The sequence below is a fragment of the Cellulophaga geojensis KL-A genome, assembly GCF_000568425.1.
In the GTDB taxonomy this organism is placed as follows: domain Bacteria; phylum Bacteroidota; class Bacteroidia; order Flavobacteriales; family Flavobacteriaceae; genus Cellulophaga; species Cellulophaga lytica.
The window spans coordinates 19,299-31,953 of the sequence record NZ_ARZX01000027.1 but is presented as its reverse complement, the minus strand read 5'-3'; the positions used below and the strand labels follow the sequence as shown (position 1 = coordinate 31,953).

10 protein-coding genes and 5 pseudogenes are annotated in these 12,655 nt (G+C 33.1%); all 15 read left to right on the top strand.

Going from position 1 to position 12,655, the window contains the following annotated elements:
• Positions 1-496 (top strand): annotated as a pseudogene (locus KLA_RS18140) (Vgr family protein); the annotation flags it as partial.
• Between the two features lie 2 nt (positions 497-498).
• Positions 499-1,866, top strand: a complete 1,368-nt coding sequence (locus KLA_RS15685) for a hypothetical protein (RefSeq protein WP_034646900.1) — start codon at positions 499-501, stop codon at positions 1,864-1,866.
• Positions 1,867-1,881: 15 nt separating this feature from the next.
• Positions 1,882-6,216, top strand: a complete 4,335-nt coding sequence (locus KLA_RS15680) for a DUF6531 domain-containing protein (RefSeq protein ID WP_051456138.1) — start codon at positions 1,882-1,884, stop codon at positions 6,214-6,216.
• Between the two features lie 3 nt (positions 6,217-6,219).
• Positions 6,220-6,564 (top strand): hypothetical protein, encoded by a 345-nt coding sequence (locus tag KLA_RS15675; RefSeq protein ID WP_235183581.1) that lies wholly within the window; start codon positions 6,220-6,222, stop codon positions 6,562-6,564.
• Positions 6,565-6,853: 289 nt separating this feature from the next.
• Positions 6,854-7,012, top strand: a pseudogene (locus tag KLA_RS18545) (RHS repeat-associated core domain-containing protein); the annotation flags it as partial.
• A 60-nt stretch (positions 7,013-7,072) separates the two neighbouring features.
• The gene (locus KLA_RS18295; RefSeq protein ID WP_200868414.1) at positions 7,073-7,318 is read left to right on the top strand and encodes a hypothetical protein; all 246 of its coding nucleotides are present in this window, start codon (positions 7,073-7,075) and stop codon (positions 7,316-7,318) included.
• Positions 7,319-7,329: 11 nt separating this feature from the next.
• Positions 7,330-7,758 carry a hypothetical protein gene (locus KLA_RS15665; protein WP_034646899.1) on the top strand — a complete coding sequence of 143 codons (429 nt, stop codon included), beginning with the start codon at positions 7,330-7,332 and terminating at the stop codon, positions 7,756-7,758.
• 450 nt (positions 7,759-8,208) lie between these two features.
• The gene (locus KLA_RS15660) at positions 8,209-9,126 is read left to right on the top strand and encodes a hypothetical protein (protein WP_034646898.1); all 918 of its coding nucleotides are present in this window, start codon (positions 8,209-8,211) and stop codon (positions 9,124-9,126) included.
• Between the two features lie 189 nt (positions 9,127-9,315).
• Positions 9,316-9,429, top strand: coding sequence for an RHS repeat-associated core domain-containing protein (locus KLA_RS18405; RefSeq protein WP_235183584.1), 114 nt, complete (start codon positions 9,316-9,318; stop codon positions 9,427-9,429).
• Positions 9,395-9,826 (top strand): hypothetical protein, encoded by a 432-nt coding sequence (locus KLA_RS15655; protein WP_034646897.1) that lies wholly within the window; start codon positions 9,395-9,397, stop codon positions 9,824-9,826. The genes KLA_RS18405 and KLA_RS15655 overlap by 35 nt, the downstream gene beginning before the upstream one ends.
• Positions 9,827-9,836: 10 nt before the next feature.
• Positions 9,837-10,361: an SMI1/KNR4 family protein gene (locus KLA_RS15650; protein ID WP_034646896.1), complete on the top strand. Its 525-nt coding sequence runs from the start codon at positions 9,837-9,839 to the stop codon at positions 10,359-10,361.
• 170 nt (positions 10,362-10,531) lie between these two features.
• A pseudogene (locus KLA_RS17900) lies at positions 10,532-10,672 on the top strand (RHS repeat-associated core domain-containing protein); the annotation flags it as partial.
• A 121-nt stretch (positions 10,673-10,793) separates the two neighbouring features.
• Positions 10,794-11,357: pseudogene (locus KLA_RS15645) on the top strand (RHS repeat-associated core domain-containing protein); the annotation flags it as partial.
• A gap of 2 nt (positions 11,358-11,359) precedes the next feature.
• Entirely contained in the window at positions 11,360-11,857 is a 498-nt protein-coding gene (locus KLA_RS15640) for a hypothetical protein (RefSeq protein ID WP_034646895.1), read from the top strand.
• 250 nt (positions 11,858-12,107) lie between these two features.
• A pseudogene (locus tag KLA_RS15635) lies at positions 12,108-12,647 on the top strand (RHS repeat-associated core domain-containing protein); the annotation flags it as partial.
• Between the last annotated feature and the right edge of the window lie 8 nt (positions 12,648-12,655).

The following is a 12,655-nucleotide window of genomic DNA, read 5'->3' as shown; positions in this document are numbered from 1 at the left end:
TTTTAGGTACAACGACCCTAACAGACCTTTTGTACTAGGTAGCCTTTTTAACGGACAAACTGCTGCAGGAGGTTTAGAACAAAACAAAAGTAAAAGTATAACTACAAGAAGTGGAAATACCATAACTTTTAATGATGATGAAAACCAAGGAAAAATAACAATTTCTGATCCAAGTGGTAGTAGCATTACACTAAACGGAGATGAAACTATTACTATTTCTGCTCCTAAAACAATTACATTGGGAGCAACAAACATCTTTTTAAATGGAACTGAAATAGAGTTAAAAGGTACAAATGTTAAAATTGGCGGAAAAGAAAACATTGTAGCCGATGCACCAACAGTAGGTATTACGGGTACAAAGAGCTTGTCTTTACTAAGTTCCAAAAATGCAACTATAAATGGTGGTGCAGAAACCAATGTTTTTGGTGATGCTATTACAACCAACTCAACTGGGGACATCAACATTACTGGTCCTATGGTAAAAATAAATTCTTAAGCATGAGCGAGAACATATCTATAGCACACCAATACTATAAGGTACAAGAGCACTGGAAAGAAGCGCTGACGCATAAGGAATGGAAACTAGCCGTTTGGGTAGCTGAATATTCTGATATTGAAATTATAAGTCATTTTTTAGACACAGAAGGTTCTGCGTTAGGAGAAACAGAAGAAGTTATACTTAAATTTACATCTGTATACACTGAAGATGAAGAATATGAAAAACATTTATGGTCAGAATTTACAGATTGGTTTAATTTAGAAAATGACCCTAAATATGATATGCATAAGGCTTTAATTAAAGATAACTATCTTAAAACGCCTTTTGTTCCAAATACAAAACTTGCACCTACATTTTCTAACCTTCTTTTAGAGATAGAACGCTTTAAAAAAGCATTAATTGGCATAGACCCATCTTTAATTATTCAATTTGGTTTAGGAATGCACCAACCAGGCTTTGGAGATTGGATGCATGAAATGCTAAAAAAAGATATCCCTACTGCTATTAGGTTTGTGGCTATAGATATTGCAAAAGAAAGACACTTAAAGTCTTTTAAAAGAAAAACACGATCAAAAGTTTATGAAATTCATCCGCAGTTAAATATGCTTGCGGCTATGAAGAATGAAATGAAAAAAGAGGTTAAAGGTAGCCAACCTCATAGTCCAGATGCTAAATACAAACTAACTGTATTAGAATTAATGGAAGCTTTACCTAAGGAGAAAAAAATGCTTCCGTTAATAGATCGTCTTTTTACAGAAGCAAAACAATTAGGAGAACCGTCAATACTAGTATCTAGCTATTTAATTGTATCACACGCATACAACACAATTAAAGAGCCTAAAAAAGGACTTAAACATATAGAAAAAGCTATTGTATTAACAAACACTATAAAAACATCTTCACAATACTATCCTCTATGGAGGTCTAGTATGCTATTTAAGGCTGCTTTTCTTTTAAACCTTAGCAAAGAAGATGAAGCTTTTGAGGTTTATGAAGAAATAGCGCAAAAGGCAAGTAAAAATTTAGACTATTTCTACATTATGGAAGCATACAGAATATGTGCTACCATACAAATGAAAAAGAAAAAATATGAAGATGCTTTTGAGTATGCGCTATTGGCACTAAATGGCGGTTGCTATTTAGACTTACAAACGCGCCAAAACTCTACATTTTTATATGTAGCTAATTTAGCATATAACATTTTAGAATACATATTAGGTGAAGATGAAAAAAGACCTATTGTAGAAGAACACCTGGAGCTTTGGTTGGGTAAAGATTGGAAAAAACTAATTTCTGCTGAAGAAAATTTAAACCAACATTATGCTCCTCTACCAAAAGAGCAAGAATTAATTTCCATTACAAACTAATTAAAAAATAAAGCAATGGCAAAAACAGTAGGAGGTTTAGCACATGATGTAGTGGCTGATGTTGGAAAAAAAAGTCCAGGAAAAAGTTTTGGAACCTTATTCTCCGAAAAAAAAACACAGCTAGATAATTTACAGAAAGACTTAGCTGCTGCAATAATGCCTAGCGTACCTGGGCAACCTGCTGGAAAGTATACAGACTTAGGGTTTGGAGTAGATTTTCATTCTACAATTGTACCACCATCGCCTATGTGCGCTGTTCCCAATATATTTATGGTTTTTGACATTATTGGTGCTGTATTTGCTGCCATTAATTCTGTTTTACCAACACCTACTGAACATAAAGAAGTTTCTGAAGGTGAAGAACAACTACCACAGCCCATAACTGTAAGCTCGGTAGCTAGAGCCATTGTTACTATGATGCAACCCAGCGTAAAAGTTAACAATAAATTTATAGCCAATGCCGGCACAGGAATTCAACATTTACCAGGTGTTATAGCACATGGTCCTGCTCCAATAGTTGCTCCTATGGCACAAGGCGAAATGTTTATGGGCAGTAGTACCGTTATGGCAGATTCCGCCCCTTTCTCCTACCAATTTTTACCAGCTCTTTCATGTAATATTGTTGGCATACCTGCCCCTTTTAGAGCTAAAAAACCAAGCAAACCAAAGCTTACATTAATGGCTCCTACAGATTGTATGGCAACAGTAATACCTGCAGGTATGGCTGTTTTAGTTGGCGGACCTCCTACAATAGATTTATTTGCCCTTGGTATTAATTTAGGCCTTAAAGGTTTTGGTAAATTATGGAAAAAGGGAGGTGATAAAATTTTTAAAAAAATTGACCCTAATACAAAGTGGGGAAAATTTAAACAAAATACAAAGTGTTTCCTATTTGGAGAACCTGTAGATATTGCGACAGGGCGTGTTGTTTCAGAAAATGAAGAATTTAGCTTCCCTGGTGCCATCCCTTTTGTATTTACACGTCGTTATTATAGTGATATGCCCAAAACTTCTTCATTAGGAAAGTCATGGCATCATAATTATGATATATACCACAGCGAAGCAGACGAAAACGGGGCTATTTTTGTTAGAATAGAAGATGGCCGTTTTATTGCTTTCCCTGTTTTGGGAAATAATGATACTATATATCACCCAATAGAAAAACTAACGTGGAGTAAAACTAAACAGGGATATATTTTAGAAAACGAAAACAAGTTACAATACCATTTTGGTACTAACCGTAAACTAGCATATATTAAAAATACTATTGGAGATAAAATTAGTGTAAAATACAATGCTAATAACAATATAGATTCTGTGACTGATACCGCAGGACGTGTTTTTAAATTTAGTTACAATAACCCTGAATATATTAACCTTTTAACCACAATAGAACTAGAAACACAAGAAGGCTTTGTATGGAACCACAATTACAAGTACAATTCAGAAGGCTTACTACATAAAGTTATAGATGTTAATAATGCAGAAAAAACATTCCGGTATAAAGATGGCTTATTATCTCATTTAACCAACCAGTTAGGTGGTAATTTTTATTGGGAATACCAAGGTAAAGGAGAAAATGCAAAATGCATACACACCTGGGGAGACGAAGGACTTTTAGAGTACCATACAGAGTATCTAAAAGGAAAAACCATTGTAACCAACTCTTTAGGCAACACTACTGTTTATGAGTATGATGACCGCTTGTTAATAACCAAAATAACCGACCCAATGGGCGGTGTAACCATAAACCGCTATAACGAGAACGAAGAAAAAGTACTCACCATAGATCCTATGGGCAATAGCACCAAATTTAATTATGACCAAAGAGGTAATTTAATAGCCATTACCAATGCTTTTGACAATACCGAACGTTTTAGTTACAATGAGCAAGACTTGCTCGTAAGCCATACCAGCTACCAAGGAAATAGTCTAAAAAGAACCTTTAACAATCTTGGGCAGGTAACACAAATAGAGTACCCTAACGGCAGCTCTGTACAACTAGACTACAAAAAAGGTAAACTATACCAAATAACAGATCAAAACAAAAACACCACTACTTTAGAATGGGATAAAAGTCATAATTTAACTACCATACACTTGCCTAACGGCACTGCTACGCATATGACGTATGATAGTCTTGGGCGAGTGCAAAAAACAGTTGCTGCAAACGGGGCTACAACAACGTATGATTATGACAAGGTTGGTAATGTTTTAAAACTAATAGAACCTACAGGTAATGTACACCAATTTACGTATAACACTGCTGGCAGTGTACTTACTGCAAAAGACCATAAACGTAACGTAAAGTTTAGCTACTGGGGCCTAGGGCATTTAAAAAAGCGTACCGAAAATGGTAAAAGTGTTACTTTTTATTATGACACAGAAGAGCAGCTAAAAAGCATACGTAATGAGGCTGGTGAGTTATACCGTTTTAGCCGAGATGGCAATGGTAATATTATAGGCGAATGGGGTTTTGATGGGCTTAGCCGTAAATACCGTAGAGACGCCAATGGCCAAGTAACAACTACAATTAGCCCATTACACACTACAAATTACAATTACAATGCTTTAGGGCAATTAACAGCAGTGCAATATAGTAATGGTACGTATGAGTTGTTTAGCTATGATAAAGATGGCAACTTAACACTTGCAGAAAACCAAGACAACCAAGTACGCTTGCAATTAGATAAGGTTGGCAATGTATTACAAGAAAGCCAAAACGGACACCTAATTAACAATACCTATAACAATTTTGGGCAACGTACCCAAATGCAAAGTAGTTTAGGTGCGCAACTAAACAACCAATACAACCCACTAGGAGAACTTACCAATAGTAATGCAGCACAAGACAAAGCAACAGCATGGCAAGCTGCTTTTGAGTATAATAGTATGGGCTGGGAAGTAGAACGTTTGCTTAGCGGTGGCGTAACACAAAAAACAAACTATGACCAGGCTGGTAGAATAAAAGAATTACACGTACACAGCCAAAATTACGAACCTAGTAAACGCCAATACAGTTGGAACCCAAGCAACCAATTAGAGCAATTAATTGTAAACGGAAAAACCACTACTTTTAATTATGATGCACTGGGTAATTTAGCACAAGCAAACTACCAACAAACAGAAACCATTTATAAAGTACCAGACCGTATAGGCAACCTATACAAAACAGCAGACCGCAATGGGTACACTTATGATAAAGGAGGTAAATTACTAGCAGACCCAGAGTGGAACTATACGTATGATGCCGAAGGCAACCTCATAAAAAAAATAGCAAAAAATAAACAAGCAAAAGGCTTTAATTTAATAGATGATGGTAACAGCCACCTACTTACTTGGGAGTATGTTTGGAACGCCAATGGTAGCTTACAAAAAGTAAGTAATAATGAGGGGTTACTTACTACTTTTGAATACGATGCCTTGGGCAGGCGTACCGCCAAAATAAACCCACTAGTTAAAAACAGAGATAATATAACGCGTTTTTTATGGGATGGTAACGTACCCTTGCATGAGTGGACATACAACCTAAAAGACCGCCCGCAACTGGTAGTAAACAGCACAGGTGTATTAACATATAATAGCCCAGAACCGTTTAACAATGCTACCACATGGGTATTTAATGAGGGGAGCTTTGTACCAACAGCAAAATTGGTTAATGGCGAGTATTTTTCTATAGTTAGTGACCATTTAGGAACACCTGTAGAAGCCTATAACAAAGAAGGCGAAAAAGTATGGGCGTGCGAGTTGGATATTTACGGAAAAGCAATTAAATTTACAGGAGATAAAACGTTCATACCCTTTAGATACCAAGGCCAATATTTTGATGATGACCTAGAGCTATGTTACAACAGGTTTAGATACTATTCACCAGATAGTGGCACTTACATAAGTCAAGATCCTATTGGGCTTGCTTCAGGGGAAGCTAATTTCTACAGCTACGTTAATGATAGTAATTCATGGGTCGATGTTTTTGGACTTACAGTTACCCCAGGTCAAGTTGGAACTTACGACGAATTAGTAAAAGCAAGTGATGTTGGTGATGAGTTAGATTTACATCACATTCCTCAAGATAAATTAGGACATCTACCAAGAAAGGATGGAATAGCTGTTGTTATGCCTAAAGCTGAGCACGCCCAAACAAGAACTTATAAATCCAAAGGAAGAAAAACAGCTGCACTTGATAAGAATAGAGCTTTCAAAGATGTTTTAGCTGATGATTTAGCAGATTTAAAAAGAATTGGAGGTAGTAAATATGATGATTCTATTAAGAAAATTATTAAAGCATATGAAGATACTGGACTTCTTAAAAAGGGAGAATTAAATGCTAAGAAAATTAAATGCCATTAAATTATGGATATAATTCGCAATGAAATAAAAAAATTAAATGATTTAGGAAGAATGCCTAACGAAAGTTTAGACGACCCTGATTCTATTGATGATATTATTGATGAATATGATGAATTATTAGAAAGTATTGAAAAACCTATTACATATGAAGAAGCCGAAATTATAATAGGCTTATTTCCTGAAAATGCTTTTTATGATTTACATTGGACATTACTACACTTAATAGAATCTCTATTTAAAGAAATTAAATTAGATGATTACAAAAAGTTAATTGAAATATGTCCTAGTGAAGAATGGAAAGAAACTTTAACTATAAGGCTTAATAATTCGTTAAAAAAAAATAGTTAACTCTTGGAATCTTTACTCCGTAATTATTTTCTATAAAACAATATCGCCACAGTTTTAAAGCTGTGGTTTTTTATTATAAAACAACAGCATTAACAAACTTAATATTACCTTTTGAATTAAGTTTAGTTTCTACTTCCCCGCGCTAGCGCAAGCATCTTGCTTGTGCCCTACCGCATAAGTTTTACAAAAAACAAAAGCTATCTACTAATTTAGGTAGCTTTTTGTATTTTTAAGCAGTAGTAATTAGTGTAGTTACTAAAAGTTCTTTTTCAGTGTACCCTTTAAATACCAAGGCCAATATTTTGATGATGACCTAGAGCTGTGTTACAACAGGTTTAGGTATTATGCTCCTGATTCTGGAACCTATATATCCCAAGACCCATTAGGAATAGAAAGTACCAATCCAAACATATACGCTTACGTTCACGATTCAAATTCATTTGTTGACCCTTTTGGATTAAAAGAATTATATGCTTTAATAGCAAAAAAAGATGGTTGGTATCCAGTTATGGAATGGGGAAAGAAAAACCCTATTGGCGAAATGTTTTTGAAAAAAGGGGAATTATGGAAATTAGGAGAAACGAAAAACCCAAAAACAAGATATACTCAAAAATGGTTAAGAAAAATGAACTTGAGAAAAGTAGCTACGCATAATGGTCCTAAAAAATTAATGCAAATGCTTGAAGGAATGAAATTAAAAGGATATTTAGCTTGGAAAGGTTTTTTACCACCAGGAAACAAAGCTTGTCATTAGAATAAATAAATATGGAAATTTCAGTAGTTTGCGATACTTATTTAACTTACATAATTGAATTAAGTGATGAACTTGAAGTAGTATTGAATAAGGTAAATAGTAAATATAAAGGTATAAATGAACCAAAAATAATTGGTTTTGCTTTCAGGTGTTTACCTGACGAAATTGGCAGAAAAACATTTAGACGATACGATAAGGATAAAGAATTGACACTTGACTTAACAGTAAGTTATGAGGAGTATAAAAAAATGTACAAAACAGAAATTCGTCACGATTTAGGTCATACTTTTTACAATTATTTAGAAGATTCTTTAAAAAAATATAAATTCAAGGAAATCAACACTAAAGAATTATTATCAGATATTAAAAACTGGTGTAATGAAATTGGTTGGTTAGAAGAAGAAGTCGATTATTCAAAAGATTTGGATTTACCAAATTAAACCCCGCTAGCGCAAGCAGCTTGCTTGTGCCCTACTGCATATGCATAAGTTATTATAAAAATACAACAAAAGCTATCTACTAATTTAGGTAGCTTTTTGTATTTTTAAACTGTGGTAATTTATGTAGTTACCAAAAGTTCTTTTGCAGTTTACTATTTAAATACCAAGGCCAATATTTTGATGATGACCTAGAGCTGTGTTACAACAGGTTTAGGTATTACTAGCCCGATAGTGGCACTTACATAATTCAAGACCCAATTGGGCTGGATGGACAGATAGAAATATTCGTAAAATCTCTGGAAATACAAACGGTAGGTGGAAAAATATGCCTAATTATCAGAAAAACTTGATGGATATTATTATTGACGCCAAACAAAATGGGAAACTAAAAAATAATCTCCTTCAAATTAATATAGATGAACGTTCCATTAAATTAAAGTGCAAGTCTTAATGAAGAAATTAATTAATAAAGCTATTAAGCATTACGAGTATAATTCACTTTTAGATGAAGAACTATGTAATGAGGAATTTTACAATAGGTATTCTTTTTCATTTAAAAATTACAAAAAGAACAAGTATAATTTCGAAACTTTCTATCATAAATTAAATAGCAATCCAAACTGCACCCATATTAAAGCAAAAAATCTTTTATTTCAAGGGAATGAAGATTGTTGGAAGTATTTTGAGCGGACCTCAGTTTTTTGGACGTATGGCCATATTAATGATAAATGGATAGACCATTTAAAGGGTGCTTATGAGTATGCTTTATATGTTGAAAGAGAAGATTTGATTAAACTACTTTTTGAAAAATCATTATCGTATTTAACAGACCAAGAGAATTTATCCAACAAAGAGTTTAAAAAACAAAAAGTATATCCTAGTACACAATTAGCACATTTCTTAATTGAAAAATGGATAGGAATCAACCCCGTAAAAGACTTGATTTTAAAGTATGGAAGTGGCTATGGTATTTATCAAAAAATTATTGACAATTGGGATGATTTTACTAAAATAGAATCCAATTATTGGGATGAGCTTTGCGAATATCATTTAAATGGAATAGGATTACAACGTGGTGAAAAATGGGAGAATGAAGAATTTTTGACTAGCGGCCTAATCCCAATGGAATTAATAAACCTAATTAAAGTTCGTAAAAAATTAGGATTAGACATACCTGCTATAAATAATGCTTTATTTGACACTAATATGTCTAAAACACCAGTTGTTCCTACAGGTTATGATGAAGATTTAGATTTAAAATTTAAACTTATTGATTTAACCATAAAAACAAAGAAGAAATATACTTTTCAAGAAATTGAAAAATATATAAAAGATGAAAGAGGTAGTGACGTGAAAATATTTGAATAAACCCGCTAGCGCAAGCATCTTGCTTGTGCCGTACAGCATAAGTTTTACAAAAAACAAACAACAAAAGCTATCTACTAATTTAGGTAGCTTTTTGTATTTTTAAACTGTGGTAATTTATGTAGTTACCAAAAGTTCTTTTGCAGTTTACTATTTAAATACCAAGGCCAATATTTTGATGATGACCTAGAGCTGTGTTACAACAGGTTTAGATATTATTCTCCTGACACAGGAACTTATATTAGCCAAGACCCAATTGGACTGGCTTCTGATGAACCAAACTTTTTATGCGTATGTAAGCGATAGTAATAGTTGGGTAGATGTTTTTGGGTTAGCTGGAGAACCAATAATCTTTCATTCTACTGGTGGCGGAGTAATACATCCCGGTACTATAACCCCAGATAACACGCACGGTATTTATACAGTAGATGCCACAGGATATAATGGAGGAGATAGAGCTGCTCTAATTGAAAAATCAAAAATCAAAAACCCTGGTGGAAATTACCACGCTCACCATATAGACTATGACCCTAAAACTAATACTATGAGAATGCAAATGGTACATAAAGACTACCACGGCATACACTCTCATATTGGTGGAGGAAATGATTTTAAACAAGATACAGGATTTAAGTATGGCTCTGATGATGCAATAGCAGAAGCTAATAAAAGAAATAAAGCAAAATTAAAAGGTTACCATTAAATTTTTAAATATGTCTAACACTAATTCTAACCATTTTTTTAATAATGAAATTGTTTTTGAAAATCATTGGAAAAACGTAACATTATCTCAAATAAATGAAGTTATACCTCACGATTTTTTTGGAAAAAAAGAATTTATTGAATTTTATCTTTGTACAAATGGAGGTTGCTTTACTAACGAAGCATATATTTATCGTGATAGTTTTTATCAGGTATCAAAAAATGATTATAATTTAATTGAAATTGCAAGTTTTCTTCATATTCCATTATTTGAAAAAGATGAAAATCCTTATTGGACTTCTTCTATTATTGAAGTAATGGAGAGAAGAGATTTATTGTCTGAAAATTTTGAAGAGTTTACTTTGTTTCATATTCCATTTGCAGACAATTATGGAGACAATGATTTTTGGATTGATATTCAGACAGGAGAGATAAAGTATATAGATTACGAAGAAAGTTATGACCCAAATGACGCAATAATTGTAGCTACTTCATTTCCCGAATTTTGCAAAAACATACAAGCTAAACGTAGGTAATAATATTCCCCCGCTAGCGCAAGCATCTTGCTTGTGCCCTACCGCATAAGTTTTACAAAAAACAAACAACAAAAGCTATCTACTAATTTAGGTAGCTTTTTGTATTTTTAAACTGTGGTAATTTATGTAGTTACCAAAAGTTCTTTTGCAGTTTACTATTTAAATACCAAGGCCAATATTTTGATGATGACCTAGAGCTGTGTTACAACAGGTTTAGGTATTACTCGCCAGATAGCGGAATTTACATATCTCAAGACCCAATTGGGTTGGCCCCGTTAGCGCAAGCATCTTGCTTGTGCCGTACAGCATAAGTTTTACAAAAAACAAACAACAAAAGCTATCTACTAATTTAGGTAGCTTTTTGTATTTTTAAACTGTGGTAATTTATGTAGTTACCAAAAGTTCTTTTGCAGTTTACTATTTAAATACCAAGGCCAATATTTTGATGATGACCTAGAGCTGTGTTACAACAGGTTTAGGTATTACTCGCCAGATACGGGGATGTACATTAGTCAGGATCCGATTGGGCTGGCTTCTGGTGAACCAAACTTTTATGCGTATGTAAGCGATAGTAATAGTTGGGTTGATGTTTTTGGGTTAGCAAAAACACCAACAAGTAAATTACAAAGTCTATGGAAAAACTATACAGGCAGTAAACATCCATATAGAGATATTCATCATGGTTTTCCTGAAGAATACACTCAAAAATTCAAAGATTTAGCAGGTATTGATGTTAACAACCCTAAATATCATTATAACTTACCAATAGAAAAACACACTAAAAAACCAGGTATTCATACCAACAGTTCTAGAACTGGGCAAAACTGGAATAAAACATGGAAAGGAATAATTGATAAAGTAGAAGATATGAACTTATCTAAATCTCAAAATAAGGATATGTTTGAGAAGGTATTGAAAGGGTTAGCCAGAAAAGAAAGAATAAGCAAATATAACTCTGATGCAATAAAAAATAGAAAACCAAAAATTCACCACTAAATATGTTTACTATACCTGATTTTAATACAATTACAGAAGAGTTTGAACGAAGAAACAATATTATAAAAAAACATGATAAAATACCTATAAAAGATCCTTTATACTTAGAGTTTATATGTACTTATAAAAGTATAGAACTTAATGCGGATATAGAACTTTTTGAATACGATTTATGCCTAAGAGAAAATAAATATATTAAAGAAAATTATAATGCTTTGAGTGATAAAGTATGGATTATTGGAAGATCTGGACAAGGAGATGAATGGTTCATTGACATTAAAAATAATCAGATATTGTTCTATGATCATAATAAAGGAGAGTACGAAAGATCTTTATTTGCAAATCTAGAAATAGACTTTGTAAGGTTTATTCAAATGGGAACTGTAATTAAGCAAATGGAAAAATATATAGAAGAAGGTGAAGAAGTAACGGAAGAGTATATTAAAATAATGAATACTATTTCTCCTAATTTGTTTAATAAATATCCTTATAAATATTAAAATAGTATTTAATCATATATCCTATTAGCAGCTACTAGCCTCCTTAGCGCAAGCATCTTGCTTGTGCCGTACAGCATAAGTTCTACAAAAAAAACAACAAAAGCTATCTAGTAAATTAGGTGCTTTTAAGTTTTACAAAAAACAAACAACAAAAGCTATCTACTAATTTAGGTAGCTTTTTGTATTTTTAAACTGTGGTAATTTATGTAGTTACCAAAAGTTCTTTTGCAGTTTACTATTTAGATACCAAGGCCAATATTTTGATGATGACCTAGAGCTGTGTTACAACAGGTTTAGGTATTACTCGCCAGAATCCGGAACATACATAAGTCAAGATCCAATTGGGTTGGCTTCTGGTGAACCAAACTTTTATGCGTATGTAAGCGATAGTAATAGTTGGGTTGATGTTTTTGGACTAAATGGAGAATTAGTATATCAACTGGTTGGAAAAGATGGTGTAAATTATTACGGAATAACAAGTAGAGATGCTTTAACACGTATGAATGAACACATAGCCAACGGTAAAGTTTTTGACAAGATGGAAATTTTAGCGGACAACCTTACTCACGACCAAGCACGCTCAATTGAAGGAGCTTTGATTAGAAAACGAATGAATGAACGATTATCTTTGAGAGATAGGAGAAATTTATCAATTAAAGAACAGCTAGAAAAGGCAGGGTTGGATAATAAAAATAGAGGTCGAGTTAAAGAACGTTGGCTATCAGATAACCCATTAGATGATTTAAGTGATAAAATGAACAAAAAGCCTAAAAAGGTAAAATTTCATTAATAAAAGAA